This is a genomic window from Anaerobacillus alkaliphilus (assembly GCF_004116265.1).
GTDB classification, from domain to species: domain Bacteria; phylum Bacillota; class Bacilli; order Bacillales; family Anaerobacillaceae; genus Anaerobacillus; species Anaerobacillus alkaliphilus.
In genome coordinates this window covers 135,934-159,214 of record NZ_QOUX01000046.1, presented here as the reverse complement: position 1 = coordinate 159,214, position 23,281 = coordinate 135,934, and the positions used below count along the sequence as shown (strand labels likewise).

General features: G+C 36.5%; 26 protein-coding genes and 1 pseudogene. 18 read left to right on the top strand and 9 right to left on the bottom strand.

Translation table 11 applies throughout. From position 1 onward, the window contains the following. Positions 1–8 precede the first annotated feature (8 nt). Both DS745_RS16035 and selD read right to left on the bottom strand, forming a co-directional pair. Positions 9–878 carry a selenium metabolism-associated LysR family transcriptional regulator gene (locus tag DS745_RS16035; RefSeq protein WP_129079250.1) on the bottom strand — a complete coding sequence of 290 codons (870 nt, stop codon included), beginning with the start codon at positions 876–878 and terminating at the stop codon, positions 9–11. A 51-nt stretch (positions 879–929) separates the two neighbouring features. Then, complete coding sequence (gene selD, locus DS745_RS16030; protein WP_129079249.1) at positions 930–1,982, bottom strand: selenide, water dikinase SelD; 1,053 nt, start codon at positions 1,980–1,982, stop codon at positions 930–932. A gap of 158 nt (positions 1,983–2,140) precedes the next feature. Between selD and DS745_RS25465 the strand changes: the two are divergent. The 6 genes and pseudogenes from DS745_RS25465 to srtB all read left to right on the top strand — a co-directional run. After that, positions 2,141–2,326, top strand: a pseudogene (locus tag DS745_RS25465) (Rdx family protein); the annotation flags it as partial. 133 nt (positions 2,327–2,459) lie between these two features. Next, positions 2,460–2,606: a hypothetical protein gene (locus DS745_RS24650; protein WP_161568289.1), complete on the top strand. Its 147-nt coding sequence runs from the start codon at positions 2,460–2,462 to the stop codon at positions 2,604–2,606. Between the two features lie 345 nt (positions 2,607–2,951). Further along, positions 2,952–4,358 carry an L-seryl-tRNA(Sec) selenium transferase gene (gene selA, locus DS745_RS16020; protein WP_129079248.1) on the top strand — a complete coding sequence of 469 codons (1,407 nt, stop codon included), beginning with the start codon at positions 2,952–2,954 and terminating at the stop codon, positions 4,356–4,358. A 695-nt stretch (positions 4,359–5,053) separates the two neighbouring features. Then, positions 5,054–6,379 (top strand): group II intron reverse transcriptase/maturase, encoded by a 1,326-nt coding sequence (gene ltrA / locus DS745_RS16015; protein WP_129079247.1) that lies wholly within the window; start codon positions 5,054–5,056, stop codon positions 6,377–6,379. A gap of 234 nt (positions 6,380–6,613) precedes the next feature. Beyond that, positions 6,614–7,660 carry a fasciclin domain-containing protein gene (locus DS745_RS25205; RefSeq protein ID WP_129079246.1) on the top strand — a complete coding sequence of 349 codons (1,047 nt, stop codon included), beginning with the start codon at positions 6,614–6,616 and terminating at the stop codon, positions 7,658–7,660. A 73-nt stretch (positions 7,661–7,733) separates the two neighbouring features. Continuing rightward, positions 7,734–8,513 carry a class B sortase gene (gene srtB / locus DS745_RS16005; protein ID WP_129079245.1) on the top strand — a complete coding sequence of 260 codons (780 nt, stop codon included), beginning with the start codon at positions 7,734–7,736 and terminating at the stop codon, positions 8,511–8,513. A 32-nt stretch (positions 8,514–8,545) separates the two neighbouring features. On the opposite strand, the gene DS745_RS16000 is transcribed toward srtB, so the two are convergent. Beyond that, positions 8,546–8,683 carry a small acid-soluble spore protein P gene (locus tag DS745_RS16000; protein WP_129079244.1) on the bottom strand — a complete coding sequence of 46 codons (138 nt, stop codon included), beginning with the start codon at positions 8,681–8,683 and terminating at the stop codon, positions 8,546–8,548. Positions 8,684–8,824: 141 nt separating this feature from the next. Here DS745_RS16000 and DS745_RS15995 point away from each other — a divergent pair, with 141 nt between their 5' ends. Further along, entirely contained in the window at positions 8,825–9,082 is a 258-nt protein-coding gene (locus DS745_RS15995; RefSeq protein ID WP_129079243.1) for a hypothetical protein, read from the top strand. A 58-nt stretch (positions 9,083–9,140) separates the two neighbouring features. Here the strand turns inward: DS745_RS15995 and sspO are convergent, their stop codons facing one another. Beyond that, positions 9,141–9,290, bottom strand: coding sequence for a small acid-soluble spore protein O (gene sspO, locus DS745_RS15990; protein WP_129079242.1), 150 nt, complete (start codon positions 9,288–9,290; stop codon positions 9,141–9,143). Between the two features lie 224 nt (positions 9,291–9,514). Between sspO and acnA the strand changes: the two genes are divergently transcribed. Further along, entirely contained in the window at positions 9,515–12,238 is a 2,724-nt protein-coding gene (gene acnA, locus DS745_RS15985) for an aconitate hydratase AcnA (RefSeq protein ID WP_129079241.1), read from the top strand. A 56-nt stretch (positions 12,239–12,294) separates the two neighbouring features. On the opposite strand, the gene ymzB is transcribed toward acnA, so the two are convergent. Continuing rightward, positions 12,295–12,642: a protein YmzB gene (gene ymzB / locus DS745_RS15980; protein WP_129079240.1), complete on the bottom strand. Its 348-nt coding sequence runs from the start codon at positions 12,640–12,642 to the stop codon at positions 12,295–12,297. Between the two features lie 144 nt (positions 12,643–12,786). Between ymzB and DS745_RS25400 the strand changes: the two genes are divergently transcribed. The 5 genes from DS745_RS25400 (at position 12,787) to DS745_RS15960 (ending at position 14,412) form a co-directional block, all read left to right on the top strand. Next, entirely contained in the window at positions 12,787–12,915 is a 129-nt protein-coding gene (locus DS745_RS25400; RefSeq protein WP_277750929.1) for a hypothetical protein, read from the top strand. A gap of 12 nt (positions 12,916–12,927) precedes the next feature. Then, the gene (locus DS745_RS15975; RefSeq protein WP_129079239.1) at positions 12,928–13,137 is read left to right on the top strand and encodes a DUF1657 domain-containing protein; all 210 of its coding nucleotides are present in this window, start codon (positions 12,928–12,930) and stop codon (positions 13,135–13,137) included. An 80-nt stretch (positions 13,138–13,217) separates the two neighbouring features. Then, positions 13,218–13,958, top strand: coding sequence for a DUF421 domain-containing protein (locus tag DS745_RS15970; RefSeq protein WP_129079238.1), 741 nt, complete (start codon positions 13,218–13,220; stop codon positions 13,956–13,958). A gap of 68 nt (positions 13,959–14,026) precedes the next feature. Next, positions 14,027–14,167: an FbpB family small basic protein gene (locus tag DS745_RS15965; RefSeq protein ID WP_129079237.1), complete on the top strand. Its 141-nt coding sequence runs from the start codon at positions 14,027–14,029 to the stop codon at positions 14,165–14,167. Between the two features lie 104 nt (positions 14,168–14,271). Then, positions 14,272–14,412, top strand: a complete 141-nt coding sequence (locus DS745_RS15960) for an acid-soluble spore protein N (protein ID WP_129079236.1) — start codon at positions 14,272–14,274, stop codon at positions 14,410–14,412. 39 nt (positions 14,413–14,451) lie between these two features. Here the strand turns inward: DS745_RS15960 and ligD (DS745_RS15955) are convergent, their stop codons facing one another. From ligD (DS745_RS15955) to ku, 3 genes are read right to left on the bottom strand one after another with little or no spacing between them, the layout of a single operon-like run. Then, positions 14,452–15,366, bottom strand: coding sequence for a non-homologous end-joining DNA ligase (ligD, locus tag DS745_RS15955; RefSeq protein ID WP_161568288.1), 915 nt, complete (start codon positions 15,364–15,366; stop codon positions 14,452–14,454). Then, on the bottom strand, positions 15,333–16,262 hold the full coding sequence (gene ligD / locus DS745_RS15950; protein WP_241657879.1) for a non-homologous end-joining DNA ligase: 930 nt from the start codon (positions 16,260–16,262) through the stop codon (positions 15,333–15,335). The genes ligD (DS745_RS15955) and ligD (DS745_RS15950) overlap by 34 nt, the downstream gene beginning before the upstream one ends. Before the next feature lie 11 nt (positions 16,263–16,273). Next, positions 16,274–17,086 (bottom strand): non-homologous end joining protein Ku, encoded by an 813-nt coding sequence (ku, locus tag DS745_RS15945; RefSeq protein ID WP_129079233.1) that lies wholly within the window; start codon positions 17,084–17,086, stop codon positions 16,274–16,276. Positions 17,087–17,341: 255 nt separating this feature from the next. On the opposite strand from ku, the gene DS745_RS15940 reads away from it, so the two are divergent. Next, a complete protein-coding gene (locus tag DS745_RS15940; RefSeq protein WP_241657848.1) occupies positions 17,342–17,863 on the top strand; it encodes a VanZ family protein in 522 nt (173 codons plus the stop codon). A gap of 39 nt (positions 17,864–17,902) precedes the next feature. On the opposite strand, the gene DS745_RS15935 is transcribed toward DS745_RS15940, so the two are convergent. Then, positions 17,903–18,520 (bottom strand): TVP38/TMEM64 family protein, encoded by a 618-nt coding sequence (locus DS745_RS15935; RefSeq protein ID WP_129079232.1) that lies wholly within the window; start codon positions 18,518–18,520, stop codon positions 17,903–17,905. Positions 18,521–18,694: 174 nt separating this feature from the next. On the opposite strand from DS745_RS15935, the gene DS745_RS15930 reads away from it, so the two are divergent. The 4 genes from DS745_RS15930 to DS745_RS15915 all read left to right on the top strand — a co-directional run bounded on the left by DS745_RS15930 (position 18,695) and on the right by DS745_RS15915 (position 23,274). Continuing rightward, positions 18,695–19,315, top strand: coding sequence for a hypothetical protein (locus DS745_RS15930; protein ID WP_129079231.1), 621 nt, complete (start codon positions 18,695–18,697; stop codon positions 19,313–19,315). Between the two features lie 95 nt (positions 19,316–19,410). After that, a complete protein-coding gene (locus DS745_RS15925; RefSeq protein ID WP_129079230.1) occupies positions 19,411–20,343 on the top strand; it encodes a DMT family transporter in 933 nt (310 codons plus the stop codon). Between the two features lie 286 nt (positions 20,344–20,629). Continuing rightward, entirely contained in the window at positions 20,630–20,842 is a 213-nt protein-coding gene (locus DS745_RS15920) for a hypothetical protein (RefSeq protein WP_129079229.1), read from the top strand. A gap of 107 nt (positions 20,843–20,949) precedes the next feature. Further along, complete coding sequence (locus DS745_RS15915) at positions 20,950–23,274, top strand: AAA family ATPase (RefSeq protein WP_129079228.1); 2,325 nt, start codon at positions 20,950–20,952, stop codon at positions 23,272–23,274. Positions 23,275–23,281: the final 7 nt, after the last annotated feature.

The following is a 23,281-nucleotide window of genomic DNA, read 5'->3' as shown; positions in this document are numbered from 1 at the left end:
TGGCAGGTTTAGTCGTGGTCAGGATTGCTAAGAGCAACTAATGAAACAATGGCTGGATGTAGTTGCTTTGAATGTAAATAAGTTAAGTAAAAGTTTCTATCAGAAGGAAGTTGTTGAATAATTTTTATTCGATTTTGTTTCATTGCTTGTGTAGCAGCAATACTAGAGACAACGGAGTAGCCAAGTTCTGCTTCGACCATACTAATGACAGCTTCAGTAGTTTTTACTCTTGCAATGCAGCGTAGTTCACTAGTTGATATACCAAGTGCTTGCAAGTTCTTCTCGACTCCTTGCCAAGTACCTGATTTTTCACTTCGAAAGATAAAAGGTAAATCTCTTAACGTTGTAATATCGTTTATACCTTCACTATCCTTGGGGCCGATCAAAAGAAAGTGATCTTTTTTAATAATATGGCTGATCAACTCATCACTCGTTGGTTCACTACCAACAAAACCAACATCAATGGAACCATCTTTTAGAAGGTCAGTAATTTCTCCGGACTCATGGATGGTTAGCTGGATATCAACGCTAGGATGAAGGTTTAAAAACTTTCGTAATAAACTAGGGACCATGTACGTCCCGGGTACTGTACTAGCCCCAATTTTGATAACACCAGATAATTCACCTTGAAGTCGGCGACATTCTTCTACAAGCATGTCCCAATCATAGAGAAACTTCTTTCCTTTTTGGTAAACGATCTTTCCAGCTTCGGTAGGTTCTGCTGTGTCACGATGCACCAAATTAATTCCAAGTTCAGCTTCTAGCGTTTTAATTTGTTTACTAACCGCAGGTTGACTAATGTTTAATAGATTTGCAACAACTGAGAAACTTCTATGATCAATTACCATCATAAAAGTTTTTATTCTTTTTAGGTTCAATTCATTCACCTTCATATTAGAAAGAGGAACAAGGTTGTTCCTCTTAATCATTTAACGAGTAACGTACAGGGACTTGTCTTGCTTTTCTTCAACGCTTCCAATCATTCTTGCCTCAGTAACACCTAACTCTTGTAGTTGTTTCACGTAGACCTCAGCCTCTTCAAGTGGTAAAGAAACTAATAGGCCACCAGAAGTAATAGCATCGCATAGAATAAACTGTTCAAACTCGGCTAGAGTTTCATCGTATTTCACATCATTCTCTAACCAACGGTGATTGGCTTTCGATCCTCCAGGTACTATACCTTCTTCAGCTAATGCTCTAGTTCCTTCTAAAACAGGTATAGACTCAAAGTTAAGCTTAAATGTTACACCGCTTCCTTTGGCCATTTCAAAAGCATGTCCAAGTAGTCCAAATCCAGTGATGTCAGTTACGGAGTTTGGATGGAGATTTTGTAAGGCTTCACTGGCTTTATTATTTAAGGCTGCCATCGTTTCCATCACTTTTTTAAGCTGTTCCTCAGTTAGTTTATCTCTCTTAATGGCAGTAGTCTGAATACCTACCCCAATGGGCTTTGTTAAGACTAGTACGTCACCTGGTTTTGCTCCAACGTTTTTGAATACTCTGTTTGGGTGTATCACACCTGTTACTGACAACCCGAACTTTGGTTCTTGGTCATCAATCGAGTGTCCACCAATAACGACAGCACCAGATTCTTGCACTTTATCTGAAGCCCCACAAAGTATTTGTGCTAGAATATCCGGTCCCAATTTCTTAATTGGGTAACCAACGATATTTAAGACAGTTTTTGGCGTTCCACCCATGGCGTAAACATCACTTAATGAATTTGCCGCAGCAATTTGGCCAAACATATATGGATCATCAACGATAGGTGTGAAGAAATCAACCGTTTGAATAATAGCAAGATCTTCCGTTAATTGATAAACACCAGCATCATCTGATGTTTCATGTCCAACGAGGACATTTGGGTCATAAGCACGTTTAGGTAATTGGCACAAAACTTGTGCTAGGTCCTCAGGACCGATTTTGCATCCTCAACCACCTTTACCTGTTAGTGCTGTTAATTTAATTGGATTATTTTCCATGCATGTGCACCTCCTAACCTTTAGTATAAGCGTATTTTTTGATTAATGACAAATAATATCATAGAATTAATAAAAATAAATATTTTAAAGAAAGAGGTTGTTAGTCCATGAGTTATAAAATTGAAGTTCAGTTTTGTATGCAGTGAAACTATGCACCTAAGGCTGCGAGTTTCGCAGAAGAATTATTTACACAATTACGTTCAGAAATCACTAGCTTGGTACTTGTTCCAAGTTCAGGTGGTGCTTTTGAGGTCATCATAAACGATCAGAAAGTTTACTCGAAACTAGAAACTGGTTCTTTCCCTGATACTGATGAAATTCTTGAGAAGATGGAAAATCTCTAACATAGTAAATTAAGACTCTTATTAGGGTCTTAATTTTTTTATTTGTGGTAAATTATGAAAAAAAGTGTGCCATTTACTCTTGCAATTTTTGTATAATGAAGATACATAGAGAAGAAAATGGGGAGGAAAAAAGATGAAGTCTAAATTAGCTAAAGGTTTAGGTATTGGCTTCGGTATCGGAGTATCAATGTACTTAACGGGTCTTTTTTTTGAGAAGAAAGAAATTAAAGCAAAGCTAAAAGAAAGAGAAGCTTTTGGAACGGGGGAAAATTGGCAATAAAATAAAAGAGGTGATCGGGAAACCGATCACCTCTAACCATCTAGTCGATTAAATCTTCTGGGGCCGAAGCGATCTTACTTTTTCGGAGACACCTCATTTCTATGTTCAATAGTAGAACACTGGATAAAAAGCTTAACTGTGCAAGCGTTATCACCCCTTGAGGTAGAAAAGCAAATCATTCATTTCCCATACAATTCATTTTTTAGATGGGAGAAACAGTTACCCTGTCCCTCGATACTATTTTGTACAAAAGCTCAATTAATATTTATGGAATTTGAAAAATAGTGTTTTAGCAATTTTTTGATATAATAAATCATTATGGTTTTGTGTAAAAAGGAGAAAACAATGAAGCACTTACTACGGGAATTACCCGCAATACATATTTTAAAATCGGACAAGCGATTTCAACAGTACAGTAATACCTTCAGCATTCACGATCAAGAGCTAACAAATTTTCTACAACAGGAAATTGAACAATTAAGGTCAGATATCCTTACCAGTAAATTACCTTCAGAGACCTTACTAAATAAAGAAGGTATTATTGAGCTTGTGTATGAAAGATTGTTGAATTCGCTTCAGAAGTATGAGCCTTTTTATTTGAGACGAGTAATCAATGCAACGGGAACAATCTTGCATACAAACCTTGGGCGAGCTAAATTAAGTGAAACGGCCATGAATCAAGTCATTCAAACAGCTCAGAATTACTCAAATTTGGAATACCAAATAGAGCAAGGAACCCGGGGATCTAGACATGATATTATTGATCAAGTATTGCAGAGGATTACAGGAGCTGAAGCTGCAATGGTTGTAAATAATAATGCAGCAGCTGTGTATTTAATCTTACGTGCATTGGCAAAAGATAAAGAGGTCATAGTCTCAAGAGGTCAACTAGTTGAAATTGGGGGATCATTCCGCGTTTCTTCGATTATGGAAGAAAGTGGAGCAAAGCTTGTTGATGTAGGAACAACAAATAAAACTCACTTGTATGATTACGAGAACGCCATAAGTGAAGAAACTGCGATGATCTTAAAGATTCATACCAGCAATTTCAAAACCGTTGGGTTTACAGCCTCCGTTGAAACAGAGCAATTGGTGGAGCTCTCTAACAAACACGAAGGAATCGTCTTTTATGAAGATTTAGGGAGCGGGGCCTTATATGACTTCCGTCAACATGGTATAGGTGACGAACCTGTTGTCGCAAAAGTACTGAAGACTGGTGTTGATTTGGTTTCGTTTAGTGGGGACAAGTTGTTAGGTGGCCCTCAGGCGGGAATAATTGCTGGTAAAAAAGAACTCATTCAAAAACTAAAGAAACATCAGTTGGCAAGAGTTCTTCGTGTTGACAAGATGACCTTAGCAGCGCTGGAGGGAACGTTAAAGGCATATGAAAATGAAACGGCGATCCATGAAATACCAACAGTAAGAGATATCTTAGCATCAAAAGAAGAGATTGAGAAAAAAGCACAAATCTTTATCGAAAAAGTGGAAAGAGAGTGTCCAAATTTTAGCTTTGAGTTAGTTAATGAAGTCTCACAAATTGGTGGGGGAACGATGCCGACGGAAGAGATCGCCACAAAAGCTGTAGCAGTTACTTCAACAAGTATGTCATCAAATGACCTTGCTACAAAATTAAGGTTAAATCAACCGTCTATTGTAACACGCCAGAAAAATGATGTAGTTTTGCTTGACTTTCGAACAATTACAACGGAAGAAATTGATATTATCGTCGATGCGTTAAGTGAAATTCAATAAAATATGATGTGAAAAGAGGGTGTCCAAAAAGCTATGCTTTTACGGACACCTTTTTTGCCTTTGTGTTAATCTGGAGGACAGGTATTTCGTTATTTCTTTGTTTTTTGCCTTTTTGAACTTTTGAGGACATAGGATCTCTTATTTTAGTAAAAACCCTTGTTTTTTTAGGGTTTTTACTAAAATAGCTGAACGTATGGCCGGAGCGACCGAGCAAGGTTGCGTAATTTAGCAGGTGGAACTCCTGCTTGGTAAGACTCTAACCAAGTCGCCAATAGCGAGTCTTGGACTCACGGGGGTAACCGACGTGGGTTAAGCGTAGACAGCCAGGTAGTAGGCCTGAAAGTGATTGAGCCCCGAAATTAGTTCAAATTTAGAGAGGCCGACAGTGTCGGACAACTGGAAGGCAATATCTTATGTTACCGATATGGTGAGGAACATAAAACTCTCTCGGGGTCGAAGAGCCAGGCATGCTTCACAATGATTACGTGGCAACTCGGGATATCCTATATGTTCTTTCTTCACTTGAAGAGAGTATGGTTGAACAAGCGATACAAAGTAAGGAAACCAAATGACTATAGGAAGTCGGATGACTGTATAGTACCAATGAATGCGGGTAACTCTGCACGAGGAAAGACAGTCACCTGAACATTACCCTAACAAGGGACACATTTACTACACTCGGAGGTAGAAGTAGAATGGAAACAAAACTTATTAGGATAGCAGAATTAGCTAAGGAAGATCCACAATTAAAATTCACCTCTTTAGCACACCTTTTAGATCACGAATTTCTGAAAAGCTGCCATCAAGAACTACCAAGTAATAAAGCCACAGGAACTAACGGTACAACGAAAGAAGATTACAGTGAGAAAGTGGATGAAAACCTAACAGATCTGATTACACGAATGAAAACGAAAAGCTACCAACCAGTTCCTGTTAGAAGGACTTATATCCCAAAAGAAAAGAACAAGAAGAGACCTTTAGGTATCCCAGAACATGAAGACAAAATTGTTCAGAAAGGGATGGCAAAGATCTTAAATACAATCTATGAAAGTGATTTTCTAGACTGTTCTTTTGGATTTCGCCCAAGTAGAAACTGTCATGATGCGCTAAAGATCTTAAATGTGTATATTGAGGAACGGAAAATTAGTTACATCGTAGATGTTGATATCAAAGGATTTTTTGATAACGTAGACCACCATTGGATGATGAAGTTTTTAGAACATCGTATTGCAGACCCAAGCTTCCTACGTATAATCGGTAGATTTCTTAAAGGTGGTTATATGGAACAAGGGAAATACTTTAAGACGGACAGAGGGACTCCTCAAGGGGGTATCATCTCGCCAATTCTCGCGAATATTTACTTACATTATGTACTCGATTTGTGGTTTGAAGTACATGTGAAGAAACATTGTAAAGGACAGGCTTACCTTGTTCGTTATGCCGATGATTTTGTGTGCTGTTTCCAATACAAGAATGAGGCGGAACAATTCTATGACGTGCTAAAACTACGTTTAGCCAAATTCAATTTAGAAATAGCAGAGAACAAAACGAAAATAATTCCTTTTGGGAGATTTGCGACTAGTAACTGTAAAGATAAAGGTATAAGCAAACCTCCAATATTCGATTTCTTGGGTTTTACGCACTATTGTGGCAAGAGCAAGCAAGGAAAGTTTAGAGTGAAACGTAAAACAAGCAAGAAAAAGATGCAGGCGAAACTAAAGGAAAGCAAAGAATGGTTTAAAACCAATCGACATCAGAATATGGTGGAGCTTATTGACCGACTCAGACGCTCTTTAAATGGATATTACAATTACTATTGTATTACTGATAACACAAACAATGTAGCTAAATTCGTAAGAGAAATTGTGAAACAGTTCTTTAAATGGATGAACCGCCGTAGTCAAAGGAAATCATTTACGTGGGAAAAGTTTCACCTACTACTCAGGAAATTCCCACTACCTAAACCTAAAGTTAAAGTTAACATTTATGATTTAAGAGATCACATTAGCTATATTTTGTGAATGATGTTTAGGAAGAGCCGTGTGCGTTAATTGCGCCCGCACGGATCTGTGAGGGGGTAGGGTCACAATCCTGAGAGGAGAGGACCCATCCTACTCGACCGAAACAGTACCCGCTCTACCTTTAATGCTAAGAAAATCTAATTCGGTGAGCATATTACTTTTCTAAATTATAAATATGTTATACAATCACTTTGTAAAGGTTATACAAAATTTAAAATCTTAGGAGGTTTCAAGATGAAGAAAAAAATTTCTGTTTTGTTTTTAGCTTTTATTTTAATGTTGTCAATGTCTATGGGAGTACAAGCGAACAATGGTAATTCAGCAGATATTGTTGATACCGCTGTAGCAAGTGAAGATTTTAATACATTAGTAGCAGCAGTTCAGGCAGCAGGTTTGGTGGACGCTCTAAAAGGTGAAGGGCCGTTCACAGTTTTTGCCCCAACAGATGAAGCATTTAACCAACTACTAAATGAATTAAACTTAACAGCTGAACAATTATTAGCAAGTGATGAATTATCAAATATTCTTCTGTACCACGTTGTGTCAGGAAAAGTAATGTCTAGCGACTTGGTAGACGGTATGGAAGTTGAAACGTTAAATGGTGAAAAGATTGTTATATCTTTAGATCCAGTAAAAGTAAATAATTCAACAGTAGTTGCAGCAGATATTGAAACTTCAAACGGGGTAATACATGTCATTGATACGGTGTTACTACCAGCTGGTGATCAAGCGGTAGAAGAAGAAGCTACGCTTACTGATATCGTGGATACAGCCGTTGCAGCTGACAATTTTCAGACTCTAGTTGCAGCTGTTCAAGCAGCTGGGTTAGTAGATGCGCTCAAGGGAGAAGGCCCATTTACAGTCTTTGCACCAACAGACGAGGCATTCAATCAGTTACTAGCTGAACTTGGTGTGACAGCTGAACAATTATTAGCAAGAGAAGACTTGGCGGATATCCTCCTATATCATGTGGTTTCTGGTAAAGTATTATCTACAGATCTAACGGATGGAATGGAAGTTGAAACGTTAAATGGTGAAAAAATCATCATTTCATTAAACCCTGTGAAAGTAAATGACTCAAATGTAGTAGCAGCAGATATTGAAGCATCTAATGGAGTAATTCATGTCATTGATGCAGTACTTCTACCAATAGGCGATGAAGCTGTAACAGAAATACCAAAGACGGGGAACAATTCAATATCAATGTATGTACTATTAGCTATCCTTGCCGGTGCCGTGGGGCTTTACGTAGTAAGAAGAACCCGTACTGTGAGAGCTTAGAATTTCCCTAGGGAGCAAACAAATTGCTCCCTTCTGTTTTATTTGACAAAACATAAAATGGATAGGAGTATGTATGAATGCATCTCGTATAGTAATCATTTTTTGTCTGGGGATCTTTCTGTTTTCTATCTATCAAATTTTTGATTTTCTTATCAGTAGTAAGAAAAACCAACAAATTTATGCGGAGATTGAAACGGAATTTAGATCTGAAAACAATGCTTGGGAGCGCATAGCTTCAAGTGAGAGTAATGATTTAGAGTTAAAAGCCACAACAGAATTTCCCCTCATTTTAGAGCAGTTTATTCCTCTTCTAGAATTAAACAAAGATACAGTAGGTTGGATTACAGTTCCAAATTCGAATGTAGATTATCCAGTGGTACAAACTAACAATAATGAATTTTATCTTCACCATAATTTCTATGGCGATCAATCTATTGCCGGTTCAATCTTCATGGATTTTCGAAATGTTGGTGATGGTACAGATCGGCATACAATCTTATATGGTCACAACATGAGAGATGGCTCGATGTTTCAAGGTCTTATGAAATATAAGGACGAGGATTTTTTTCTAGACCAACAAATTATTACATTCTACAGTTTGTATGAAGAGTTTCACTACGAAGTCTTTTCCGTATATGTTACAGATACAGACTTTAACTATATTCCGACGAAATTCCGTTCAAATCGAGATTATGTGGATTTTTTACATGAGCTTCAAAAAAAGTCTATCTTTCCTAATGAAATTACATTATCCGAAGAAGACCGTTTATTAACTTTATCTACATGTTCTTATGAATGGGATGATGCAAGATTTGTTGTGCATGCAAGAAAAATTGCAAAAGAACCAAACTGATTAGTTTGGTCCTTTCTTTATGGCGATTTGATTTAGCTTTCACCGTCTGTTTGGCTTACATGATTATGTTTTTTTACTTTTTTAGAACCGCTTAATGGCTCAGGTTGACCAGAGTTTTGGCCTTTAGGGGCATTTTTGCGTTGATCTTTATATGTGTTCTTTTCAGTCAAGATAAATTCCTCCTAAAAAATATCGTCTTACGCCTTTAGTATCCTAATCGTGAAAGAAAACTATTCACCTTCAAAAGTGAATAGATTTTTACTCATTAATAAAAACTAATCGTGTATTTAAAGATAAAGGGGGAGTTTGTTTTGCCTTATAATAAAGACAAACAACAAGCATTTCAAGCTGCACAGCAAGCATTTGTTCAAGCCGAACAAGTGACTAGTAATCTACAGCCAGATGATGAAGATTTTGGTCATCATTTAAAGCAAGCTGAACGTGAGGTTCGTGAAGCAGAACAAATGATACAAAAAGCCTTAAGAAATGCCTCAGAACATCAAAGAAATGAGTTGCAAAAATTTGAGTCAGAACTAGAGGAAATGAAAGGCAATTTAAATCAATACTAGTTGTGATAAAAAGGAAAACTCCACTGAAAATGTGGAGTTTTTACATGCGTTTAAAACCTTACTGCCTTTTCTTCGTCTTTTTATTGTTTTGCTTCTGTTCTTCCGTAAGCGGCTCATTAGAGAACTCACTATTATAGCCCGTACCAATGCCTTGAGCTTTTGCATCGTTCATACCTGGACGTACGTGATTTGCTTTACGTTTTGCCATTAGTTTCACCTCCGTTTCGTCTAAGTTATTTTTTCTAAAATAATGATTTTCTATGATGAACTTCGCTAAAAGAAAAAGAATCCAGAAAAAAGAAGTCTAAAAAAAACCACAATCGACAAAAATTTGCTATACTTAAAAAGAACATTTTTTTGAACTTTTTTTGAATTAACTATTTAGAGAATTTCGAAAATGTGGTATAAGATAAATGAGGGAGGGTTTTACATATGACAAAAAATCTTTATAATTCACGTTCATCGTTTCAAGTAAACGGTAAAGAATTTAACTATTACAGACTTCAAGCAATTGAAGAGGCTGGTGTTGGTAACGTTACCAAACTTCCTTATTCTATTAAAATTTTACTTGAGTCTGTATTACGTCAATTTGATGGCTTTGTAATTAAAGAAGAGCATGTTGAAAACTTGGCTAAATTCGGTACAAACGAAGTAAAGGACATCGATGTACCATTTAAGCCTTCGCGTGTTATTTTACAGGACTTCACAGGAGTTCCGGCGGTGGTAGATTTAGCTTCTCTTCGTAAAGCGATGGCTGACCTAGGTGGAGACCCAAATACAATTAACCCTGCAATTCCAGTAGATCTTGTTGTTGACCATTCAGTGCAAGTAGATGCATTTGGAGGCAGTGATTCATTAGCGAAAAACATGGACCTAGAGTTCGAAAGAAACGAAGAGCGCTATAAGTTCCTAAGCTGGGCGCAAAAATCATTTGATAACTACCGTGCAGTTCCACCAGCAACAGGGATTGTTCACCAGGTTAACTTAGAGTATTTAGCTAGTGTTGTTCAAACTGTTGAGAAAGATGGCGTTTTAGAAGCGTTCCCTGACTCTCTAGTAGGGACAGACTCTCATACAACAATGATTAATGGATTAGGTATTCTTGGATGGGGTGTAGGTGGAATTGAAGCAGAAGCAGGAATGCTTCAACAACCTTCTTATTTCCCAGTACCTGAAGTTATTGGTGTGAAGTTGGTAGGTGCATTACCTAACGGTACAACTGCTACTGATTTAGCATTAAAAGTAACTCAAGTATTACGTGAGAAAAAAGTTGTAGGAAAGTTTGTTGAGTTTTTCGGACCAGGACTTTCTGAAATGCCTCTAGCTGACCGTGCAACAGTTTCAAATATGGCGCCTGAATATGGTGCAACTTGTGGTTTCTTCCCAGTTGACGAAGAAGCTCTTAATTACCTGCGTCTAACTGGTAGATCGGAAGAGCAAATTGCCATTGTTGAAGCATATTGTAAGGCAAATAGCTTATTCTATACTCCAGATATGGAAGATCCGGTCTTTACAGATGTAGTAGAAATCAATCTATCTGAAATTGAACCAAACCTTTCAGGACCTAAACGTCCACAAGATTTAATTCCACTTTCACAAATGAAAACAGAGTGGAACAAAGCCGTGAAAGCACCTGCAGGAAGCAGCGGTTTCGGCCTAACTGACGAGGAAATTGCAAAAGAAGTAACTGTACAACATCCAAATGGTGAAACGTCAACGTTTGGTACAGGCTCAGTTGTTATTGCGGCTATCACAAGCTGTACAAATACGTCTAACCCATTCGTTATGGTTGGTGCGGGTTTACTAGCTAAGAAAGCAGTTGAAAAAGGCCTTAAAGTTCCTGGATATGTAAAAACTAGTTTAGCACCTGGATCAAAGGTTGTTACAGGGTACTTAAATGATGCTGGTTTAACTTCTTATTTAGATCAATTAGGGTTTAATACAGTAGGATATGGCTGTACAACATGTATCGGTAACAGTGGTCCACTTCCACAAGAAATTGAAAAAGCAATTTCAGAAAACGATCTAACTGTTACATCAGTACTAAGTGGTAACCGTAACTTTGAAGGACGTGTTCACGCATTAGTAAAAGGTAACTACCTTGCATCACCTCCTTTAGTTGTAGCTTACGCTTTAGCTGGTAATGTTAACTTTGATCTTCTAAACGATTCATTTGGTAAAGATCTAGATGGTAACGATGTATACTTTAGTGATCTATGGCCTACAACTGAAGAAGTTAAGGAAGCAATGGCGTTAGCTGTTAAACCTGAGCTATTCAAGAAAGAATACGAGCGTGTATTTGATGAAAATCAACGTTGGAATGATCTTAAAACAACGGATGAGAACTTATATACTTGGGATAATGAGTCAACATATATCCAAAATCCACCATTCTTTGAAAACTTATCTCCAGAGCCTGAAGAAGTTAAAGAACTTGCTGGCTTAAAAGCAATTGCTAAGTTTGGTGACTCAATTACGACGGACCATATCTCACCTGCAGGTTCTATTGCAAAAGATAGCCCAGCTGGAAAATATCTAATGTCTAAAGGTTTATCACCAGCAGACTTTAATTCATATGGTTCTCGCCGTGGTAACCACGAAGTAATGATGAGAGGTACGTTTGCAAACATTCGTATTAAAAACCAAATCGCACCAGGCACAGAAGGTGGATACACAACTTACTGGCCAACAGGTGAAGTAATGGCAATTTACGATGCGTGCATGAAGTATAAAGAAGAAGGTACAGGTTTAGTTGTTCTTGCTGGTAAAGATTACGGAATGGGAAGTTCTCGTGACTGGGCAGCAAAAGGAACAAACCTTCTAGGTATCAAAACAGTTATTGCGGAGAGCTTTGAGCGTATCCACCGTAGTAACCTAGTATTAATGGGTGTTCTTCCGCTTCAGTTTAAAGATGGAGAAACTCCTGATACTCTAGGTCTAACTGGTAAAGAAGAGTTCACTGTTAAAGTATCAAATGACATTAAGCCAAGAGATCTTGTAACAGTTGTAGCTAAAAATTCAGAAACTGGCGATGAAAAGCAATTCGAAGTAGTTGCTCGTTTTGACAGTGAAGTAGAGATCGATTACTATCGTCATGGTGGTATCTTACAAATGGTATTACGTGCAAAATTAGCTGAACAAAAGGCTAATGCGTAAGGAAAAGTAAAAATGCTAGTTTCTAATGGGGTAACCCTTTAGAAACTAGCCTTTTTTTATTTCTTTAATGTGTACTTAGCCCGGTCTGTTTTGATCGTTAGCAGTTCTGCAGAAGCCTCAATTGACTCTAATTGGTGTAATGGTAGCTCATAACTATCTAGAGGAAGGTCAACTGATGATCGATCGTCTTTTATAACAGATCCATGACCCTGCAATTGAATCGTGTAAGGATCCACATAATCATCGTCATCCTCTAATTGCCTCACAATTTCAACGCCACTTAATGCAATGGTGTTTTTATCTAAATCATTTAATTCTTCTTTTTCGATGGTAATTTCAGAACCTACCCAACTATTTAATTCCTTTAGTAGAAACTCAATCGATTTATTTGTCATTTCACTCATTCATTTTGCCTCCTTACCTATCCTACTTATTATCATTAACTTGAGCTAATAATAAAATGCATTGGAAATACTCTTAAAACGTCAAATATTTTGGGTTGTACCTGAAGATACTATATATGAATTGAAAAAAGGAGGGTATCTCATATGGGAAGACAGAAAAAAGGGAATGCAAATGCCCAAAGAAACAATAACAAAAAGAAAATGGGAAAAACGAATCATGCATCTGAGTTAGAAGTATTCTCCCAAGTAAGAGACAATAACGAAGATAAATAGGAGGTTCTTTACTTGACTGTTCAGACTCAAATGCAGCAGGCAATCGCATCGGCATTAAGTGTAGAAGCAAGTTTAACACAATTTACTCTAGAAACTGAAAATCAACAAATGAAACAATTATATAGTCAATTAGCAGAACAACAACGTGGTATTGTAACTAGACTTGAGGGACGTTATCAACAGATCCTTCAAGAAGAACCACAGTTTAACCAAAATCCATAAATTTAAAGAATGTAGAGTTTCACTATATAAACTCTACATTCTTTCTTACTAATAATGATTAACAAGGGAATGAGTTAGGTATGTTTGAATTTTGGACAGGATCTGAGACTTTACCTGTTTATGCATTTATAATTAGGGCTACGATTGTTTATGTATATATATTCATCATCATCAAAGTCTTAGGTCAACGTTCGATGGTTGCAATTAATCCAATCGATTTTCTCTTTGCAGTAATTATCGGAGATGTTGTTGGAGAGCCGTTAGCAGATGGTGGAATAGATTTATCTGGTCCGTTTGCTGCTGCTGCAGTCATTGCTGGATTACATTTATTCTTATCCTATATTGCATTAAAAACACCTCGGTTTAGACGTGTTATTGAAGATGAACCTATTGTCATTATTGAAAAAGGGAAAATTCTTCATAAAGAATTAACAAAAGCCAAAATTACTGTGGAGTCACTTCTTATGGATATGCGCCTTCAAGACGCCTCTGATTTATCGGAAGTTGATTATGCAGTCTTAGAGTCAAACGGTCAAATTAGCGTCATCAAGAAAAGTCAATATCAAGCACTAACACCAAATGACATGTTAAAACAAACATCACCTAAAGGTTACCCAACAGTTCTAATCCAAGACGGTAAGGTAATCGAGGCGAACTTGAAGAAAGTAGGTACCAAAGGTTGGCTTGAGGAGCAGCTTCAAAAAAGAGGCATCCGCCACCATTCGGATTGCTTTTTAATGACGATGGATGAGAGTGGGAAAATATACGTAAGCCAAATGAACAAACGAGAGGAGGATATAAAAAAGGAAATTTTCAAATAATTAGGTTTAAAGAAGAGCTCATAAGATCATAATGGTTGTACATACAAACTAACAAAGGGCTGATCTTAATGAGAAAAATAAAAAAAATGTCATTTGATGATTTAGTAAATCAAAATAAAACAGAACTCTTAAATGATGAAGAGGCGATGGAAAAACTTGAAGAGCGTCTTGACAACAAACATTATGAACGATTAAAAGAAAGTTGGTAAAGCCCAGTTGGGTTTTCCAACTTTTTTATTCTGAAGAGCTTAAACACCATACATACACTACCCTTACTATGTAAATATTAATATCATGGAAGGGGGAGTGAACAATGAAGAAAACAGCTCAAAATAATGCAAAGTTTCGTCCAAGACACTTGGGTACACAACCTAGGGAGTCTGATATAAATGGTGGTAAGAAAATGGCTACAAAAGGGAATGAACATCCAGATTACGTTCCTCCAAAAGGTTAAACTCACGAATAAAGAGGCTACTCAAACGAGTAAGCCTCTTTATTCACTTGAGGTAAGTTTTTTTAAGACCATGTCAAACGGTTGTTTCTGTTTTGCTTCAAAGAAATTCTCAAAGGGTAAAATCCCATTAGAAATTCGTCTTATTCCTTCTTCCATAGGAAAATCAGTAGGCCGTAAGCTTTCGTTAACCTCCGACCAGTGAAGTGGAGTTGCCATTAACGCATTCTCATTTCCCCTAAGAGAATAAGGAGCGATAATTGTTTTCCCCTCACCATGTTGAAGAAAGTCGATATAGAGTCGATTGTTTCGATTTTTTTTTAGACGTTCAGTGGTAAATGACTTTGGATATTTTGTCTCTAAAAACGTAGCAATAAAACTTGTAAATACACGTGTTTGGGCGTAGGAAAAGCTTCCGTCCAAAGGTAAATAGATCTGCAAGCCCTTATTACCAGATGTCTTTATAAAGGAAAGGAGCTTTAAGCTGTCAAAAACCTCTTTTAAAATAAGCGCTGCTTCTACTGCAAGAGAAAACTCGTTTTGTGAAGGTGGATCTAAATCAAGTACGATCTCACTTGGATCATTACTTTTAATCGTTTGAAAAGGAATATGATATTCAATGGCAGCCTGATTACCTAACCAAAAAAGTGCTGGTAAATTTGAGCAAACAATATAATCTATTCCTTCTCTTTGAACCGTTTTTACAAATTCAGGTGCATAATCCGGACAGTTTTTTTGGTAAAACGACTCATGTAGCACCCCATTTGGAAAACGAATAACGGTAAGTAGACGATCTCTTAGAAATGGAAGCATATGAGGAGCTACGACGGTTAAAAACTTCAAAAAGTCATACTTTTTAATGGAAGTTTTTGGCCATAGCACTTTTTCCAAATTTGTTAGAGCAACTTGGACACCGTCAATGCTTAATTCTGACCTAGTTTTGGTATGGCTTCCCACGTGCATTCCTCCCAATTCTTATCAAAACGAAATCGTCGAAACTTTGGATGTCTAAGTTCATTCTTGCTTACTTCAAGAAATTCTACTTCAATACAGATGCTAGGTTTTACACAAATCAAGTTTTGAACAGTCTTTTCCGCATTTTTTTTTATAATAGCCACTAAAGCTTCTTTTTCTTCCTTCGTAAAACCTTGGCCAACTTTACCAATAAGTTTTATGTCTCCTTTATAAAGGCAGCCAATATGGAAAAAAGAATTTGCCTCATCATATCCGAGAATAAAAAATGAGGCGATCATTAAATTTTTAATCTTTACCCATTGGTTCGTTCTCTTGCCTTCTTGCCAGAGACTTTGCCGCCGTTTAGCAATGATCCCTTCGCCAAAAACTTGGGAAATTTTGGACCATAATTTTTGCGGATCCTTGTAATATGGTACATATCTTAGAAACGGTTTGTCTTCCTGAATATTCTTAACGGTATCCTCTAAACGTTTTTTTCTTTCTTCATAAGGTCTATGAGTTAGCCACTCACCATTTTCCATTAGTACATCAAAGGCCATAAATGTTACAGGTGTAGTTTTTTTTGCATCCTCTATCTTTTCACTATTTTTTAGTCGACCTCTAATTTGAATTTTATCAAAATTAGCTTTATAGTCATTTTCAATTACACACAGTTCCCCATCAAAAATAATGGGAGCCTGTAACGATTTTTGGTAAGCTATGAAGCCTTCTACAATTTCAGGAAATTGCTCATTTAAAACATTTTGATTCCTACTCATAATTGTTACTTTCGTTTCATCTATATAAATTATAGCTCGAAACCCATCGTACTTTACTTCATAAACCCAATCTAAACCTTCAGGAATTTCAGTAACCAAAGATGGGAGCATTGGCTTCATTACTTTCAAGTTTAACCAGTCGCTTTCTTTTTCCTTGTTGTTTTACGCTTTGTCGGTTGTTTTGTTTGGTCAATACTAGCCTGAAGCGCTTCCATTAGGTCCACAACATTTGTTTGCGGTTTTTCTGTTGGAGTCTCAATTTCATTACCAGTGATTTTCGCCTGGATTAAATCCATCAGTGCAGTACGATAATCATCAGTATATTTTTCCGGTTCAAATGGTGTTGTTAATTGTTCAATTAATTGAATAGCTGTTTCCATTTCTTTCTCACTTAGTTCAATATTCTCAGGTACCCCTGGAACTTGATCAATATTGCGAACTTCATCCGGAAAATACATGGTTTCCAGAACAAGAGCATTTTTGAATACACGGACAATTGCCAGGTGTTGTTTGGAACGAATGGTGATTTTTGCTACTCCAATTTTTCCTGATTTCTCCATGGCTTGTTTTAAAAGCATATAGGCTTTTTGGCCATTTTCATTGGGGCCAATAAAATAAGATCGGTTAAAGTAGATCGGATCAATTTCTTCTAATTTGACAAAGTCAATAATTTCAACGCTTTTGTTTTGTTCTAGCTCAATTTTTTCTAAATCATCTTCATTGAGTAATACAAACTTTCCTGGTTCATATTCATAGCCTTTAACGATCTCACTACTTTCAACCTCTTTATCACATACAGGACAGGTACGCTCGTACTTTATCGGGCTATTGCATTCTTTGTGAATCATGCGAAGCTTAATGTCTTTGTTTTCCGTAGCAGAAAACAATTTGATCGGGATATGGACTAAACCAAAGCTGATAGAACCTTTCCACATAGTGTGCATATTGGACGCCTCACTCCTTAGTTAAAAATGGTCTGCTACTTACTAGTATGTTCGACTTACTATGTAACAGTCTGTAAGCTTTTACCTATCGCGAAGGTTGTCTAAGATTTACGGAAAATAATACTTGTCAAAAGGGACGAGAACCGTTAATAATAGAGGAGAAACAGTTTGTTCATGTATGTTAGAGGTATTAGTATCCAACATAAAATCGGTGATTAATGCCAATCTTAACACCCACGGACTTTAATTAAGGAAGTGTTCCAAATTCATCCACAAAAAAAAGACCAACTTACGAAGCGAACTAAATCACGGCGTCAAATCAAATTAAAAACGTTATTACTTATAAGTTTCTTTGTATATTTAACACTCGTTATTTATGTGACTTTATTTGCATGGAACTACGGAGCATCATTAGGCCCAGTTGGACCTGGAGGTAGAAATTACAATTTTATTCCATTCCGTAGTATTTATCGAATTGCTGTATATAGTCCGACGATTATAGACCCTTTAAAAATCTTAGTTGGTAATGTTATCTTGTTTATGCCGTTTGGCTTTTTAGCCCCTATAGCGTTAAAAAAGTTAAGGAAATCGATTTTTTCTACCACAGTATTAGCTATGTTTTTTTCGATAGCTATTGAAAGTAGTCAATTTCTATTCACCTATCGTGTCTCAAACATTGATGATGTCATCCTAAACACATTAGGGGCTTTTATAGGAGCAATTTTGGTTAAACTTTGTTTTTGGATTAATTCCAAAATTATCTACTTCCAAACCTAAAAAAGGATGAACCAATTTGAGATTGGGTCATCCTTTTTATTAGTTGAGAGATTTTTTCCATTTGGAATAAAAGTAAATAGTCATCACAATGATCAGTGCGTAGATACCAATAACAATCACAACCTCCTGGTTCGAGGAAACAAGTGAATGGCCTAAGACTGCAAAAAGAAGCATCGCGGGTATTTTCCCCAAACTAGAGGCTACTGCGTAGCTAAGGAAGGAGACTCGGCTAACTGCACTATATGCATTTACGATAATTGACGGAATAAAAGGAATTAATCTAGATACTAAAATCGTGATAAATGCATTTCTTTCAAACATGCGAGTAATCATATCGAGTTTTTCATAGCGATTGATAATTTTCAGACCCCAACTTTGAAATACGTAACGAATAAAAAGAAACATGATCAGCGACGCAAGAGTGGAGGCAACCCAAGTAACAAATCCACCTAGAAAAGTTCCGTACATCGCACCGATAATCCCACCAATAATCGGGAAGGGGATGATCGGGAATAAGGCAAATAACGTTCCGATAAACATGGTTAAGAAGATTGAGCTTTCTTTCGTCTGTTGAAACCAAAGGAGTAAGGGTACCTGATAAACATAAATGGCGATGGCAATACTCGTATAAAATAAAAATAATAATATCTTTTGCATGAAGGCGCTCCTAGAATTTGTTTGGTAAGTAAAACATGTCCTTGAGCTTTTAATTTTACCACAAATCTATGATGAAACGATGTAGATTTAGTTCTTTTCATTTTGTAGCGTTTTTGTTATGCTAATAATACCATAAAACTAAGTGGTTAACTCGGATTTAAAGGTGGCTAAATCATGAAACGACTATTCGTACTTTTCTCGTTAATTGCCTTAGGTTGTTCCTATGTGTTTTTTGCAACAGGCGCTAACTCGAAAAAAATTGATTATATACTAGATGAAGAAAGTTTCCAGACGATAGAAGAGGCGATACAAACTGGGTACGACCCAAGTCAGTCCGTTTCCATATTTCAAATCGGTTTCAAAGAAGAGGATATCGTGTACGTTCTCTATACCGTTGACCAAGACCAATTATTGACTGAACTTCTGTACCAAGAAGAAAATGAATACCGAAAAATTATTGATAGCCGTTTAATCATTGGTGGAACAAGTGTAGAAGAAGCGGAATATAAAATCCGAACCTTTTTAATAACTGATGGTCCCTGGTTAACAGGTAATCATCCTTTTACTTTTGTTACATTTGGTCACATTAATAGTCCTGAGAACGTAGATAGTGTTGAAGTTCGTTACGAAGGCCAATATAAAAGAATTAATTTAGAAAATAAGACATTTTTCAATATTGCCTCATCCCCCCATCAATGGGACACACTTCATCCAGTAGTTTTTTATAATAAGGATAGAGAGGATATTGGAGGTTTTATGAAAGATATGTTATTTGCAAACGCCTATTGTCATTAGAAGATAATAGGTAATTTTTTTTGAGAAAAAAGTATGGAAATTTTCGTTCAGTTACGTTATATTTCGAGTAACGAAAAAAAATAAAGAGGGATATCATGAAAACAAAGAAGACATGGCTCATTTATTTGATGTTAGCTTTAGCAACTAGTACGTGGGGTAGTGCCTTTATTGCGGGAAAGGTCGCTATTGAAAGCTTTGAACCTGCTACTGTTGCATTTTTTAGGTTTCTTGGTGCTGCATTGCTCCTGTTTCCATTAATGTGGTATTTAGAACGAGATATTCCTAAACCTACGAAAAAAGATTGGTTTTTATTTGCGTTGCTTGGATTAACTGGAATTGCACTTTATAATATCTTCTTTTTTATTGCTAGTAAACATGCACCAGTGATAAAGAGTTCGTTATTTATTGCCTCCAACCCAGTTCTCATCATTATTCTTTCAGCAATTTTTTTAAAAGAGAAAATCTCTCGTAATCAAGTGATAGGATTAATTCTGGCATTGCTAGGTGTAGCTTTTATTATAACCAACGGACACCTTGAAGTATTTCTAACTATGGGATTTGAAGCTATTGATGCTGTTTTACTTGGGGCAGTCGTTTGCTGGGCTTTATATAGCGTTATTGGAAGAGTAGTCTTAAAAAAATATAGCTCGATTGTTTCAACAACGTATGCTGTTGGATTTGGAACGATTCTTTTACTTCCTTTTGCCTTGGTAGAGACTTCCTTTACTGATCTTGCTGATAGTACCTTATCTGCTTGGGTAGCAATTGGTCACATGAGTGTGTTTGTAACGGTTGTTTCTTTTATCATGTATTATTATGGAATTCAGCAAATTGGGGCAGCAAAGGCCTCTATCTTTATTAACTTTATGCCGATTTCAGCTGTAGTCCTAGCAAGTCTTATTTTAGGTGAAGCATTAACACTTCCACACATAGTAGGAGCTTGTTTCGTTTTAAGTGGAGTTACAATCAGTACCTATAAGAAACTACCAAAGACAAAAAAGGAAAAAATAGAAAAAAAACTTGCCTAAAGAAAAATAATTCGACAAATTATCAAAAAGAAAGCCACAGGCTTTCTTTTTTTATGTTATAAATTAAAGTTTACTTTTTCTTTATGTATCAGTGGATAGTTGGACAAGTAATCAATAATTTCACGAGAGAATATGTTTTATTATACTAAGAAAGCATTACCTAGAGTCGAAATAGTGAAAATTTTGAGGAACGAAAAGGTTTGAAGCACAAAATTTGAACCATTAGAATAGATAATATTATAACCTTTTTTACTATACAGAAATATTTAAGGAGTTGGCTTTGGGTATGAATTATGAGCAAATGAGTACAAGTGAAATCGTCGCTTATTATAAAAGGGTAAGAAATTATATAGATCAAGGGTTTAGGGTAGAAGGCCTAAAAGATGAGCTACATTTAATTTCCAAAACACTAAAGCAAAAAAGTAGAGAAATGAACAAAAACGAATTAGCACAATATCTCGGTGAAATCGATAGCTACCTAAAAAATATTCGTCATTAAAAGGGTAAGAAAACATTTTTTCTTATCCTTTTTATTTTGTCTTAGAGAATATTTAACGAGAAAATGATAAGATAAGGTCAATAGTTTTCCGTGAGGTAGGTGGCAAGATGAATCATACTTTTACTATAGAGCAAATCGAACAATCGATAGAAAAATGGAGTCATAATATTGAACATGTGAAGGAAGCTCAACTACTAAGGTATTTGCAGGTGGTTGATAAGCTAGAAATACATCCAGCAAAAGGAAGTAAATTAAGGGCAAAACTATATGCATTAATCGCATACGGGAGATTTGTAAGAGTAAACGAACTTGATCAAGTAACTTTGAGCTGGTTAGATAAGGCGATGGAAGTTGACTCTAATGATCCAGTCATTAATGATATTTTTATTAAAATATATTCAATGCAAGTAATGACACCGTTATTTCCTACTCAATTTCCACAAATACGTGAAACTGATCATGGAAATGCAAAGAAAAAGTTGGCTAGTGATTATCTTCAGATCGCTAATGAGTTTTTTGAAAGGACTACCTATTTCGAAGGTGTCATCCAATCGCTAGTTTTAGCAGCAAGGCGCGTATACGACGATGAGCGAATTATTCGATTTGAACAATTGGCTGATATTCTACAGCAGTTAAAGAGAGAATTAAGAACGATCGTTAAGTCAACGGAAGCTTATTCTGACTCCGTAAAAGGAATTTATTATTCACAAGCACAACTGTCGGAGGTTAAAAAGTCAATTGCAGAAATCGAACGTCTACACCAAAACTGGCAGAAGTTAATTGGACAAGCCGAAATAAAGATAAACGAGGATCAAACCGCATTAACTGAATTAGAAAAGATGGTTGGACTACATGAAGTAAAACTTCGAGTGGAGAAACTATATCATTACTTAATGTATCAGAAAATCCGTAAGGAAAAAGGCTATCAGTTAAAAGATGAACTAAGCTTGAACATGATCTTAACAGGAAATCCTGGTACAGGAAAAACAACATTAGCCAGGCTATTAGCAAAAATTTATTTTGAGTTAGGTATTTTACCACGTGAAGAGGTAATCGAAGTGGACCGTTCTCACTTAGTAGGTGGTTATGTAGGGCAAACAGAAGAAAACACCATGAATGTTATTAAACAAGCAGTCGGTGGAGTGTTATTTATTGATGAAGCATATAGTTTGAAAAGGGTAGATAGTAGTGGAAATGACTATGGTCAAACAGCGATTGATACGCTTGTATCAGCAATGACTAATAGCGAGTACGTAGGACAGTTTGCTGTCATTTTAGCTGGGTATCCAGAAGAAATGAGACAGTTTCTCTGGTCCAATCCTGGGCTTAGAAGTCGCTTTCCAGAAAGCAATCATATTCATTTACGAGATTACTCTGTCAATGAATTGATTGAGATAGCGGAAGGCATTGCCTTAGATAATGATTTTAGTTTTTCTGAGGATGCAATCATTGAGTTGAGGAAACGAATTGAAGAAGAACAGGTCGATTCTACGTTTGGAAATGCCAGGACGGTCAAAAACATTGTGCTTGATGCTATTTTTCAAAAGGGTTCAGTCGTTGGTCTGCAAGAACCTATTCAAAGCGAGGATTTCACAATTTTAAATAAAGATGATGTGAAAAGTCACCATCTAGATGAGGAAGAAATAGAGGGTACTCAACAACTAGAGGCGCTTGTTGGATTAGAGGAAGTGAAACAAGAGGTAAAATCATTAATTTCATTTGTAAAAGTTCAACAGCTTCGCCGTGAAAAGAAACTACCAACGGTACCTCTTCAACTACATTCTGTTTTTACTGGAAATCCAGGCACAGGAAAAACAACAGTAGCCAAAATCTATGCAAAAATTTTAAGAGAGCTTGGCTTATTAAAAAGGGGGCACCTTGTTGTTGTTGGAAGAGGAGATCTTGTCGCAGGTTTTACAGGTCAAACAGCACTGAAAACGAAGAAGAAGATTAGAGAAGCGTTAGGTGGTGTATTATTTATCGACGAAGCCTATTCACTTGTTGGAAATCAAGGGGATTTTGGAAAAGAAGCGATTGATACATTAGTAGAAGAAATGACGAAACAAAATGACAATCTAGTTGTGATCTTGGCCGGTTATCCAAGTGAAGTTGATAAACTCTTGCTTAGTAACCCTGGATTGGAGTCTCGTTTTAAAAAGTTTTTTCATTTTAAAGATTACTCTACCGAAGAATTAGTAGAGATGATTAAAATAAACGCCAAGGAATATGGATATACAATATCGAATGATGTCTTTACTCTTTTACAATCAAAAGTAACAGAAGTACAGCCAGTAAGTAACGGTCGATATGCAAAAGACCTTGTCGACTTAGCCATACAACAGCATTCGCATCGTATCATGAGCGATGAAAGAGAATTAACAACTAGAGAATTAACTGAGCTTATGATTGAGGACTTCGAAAAACTATTCTAAGGGGGAA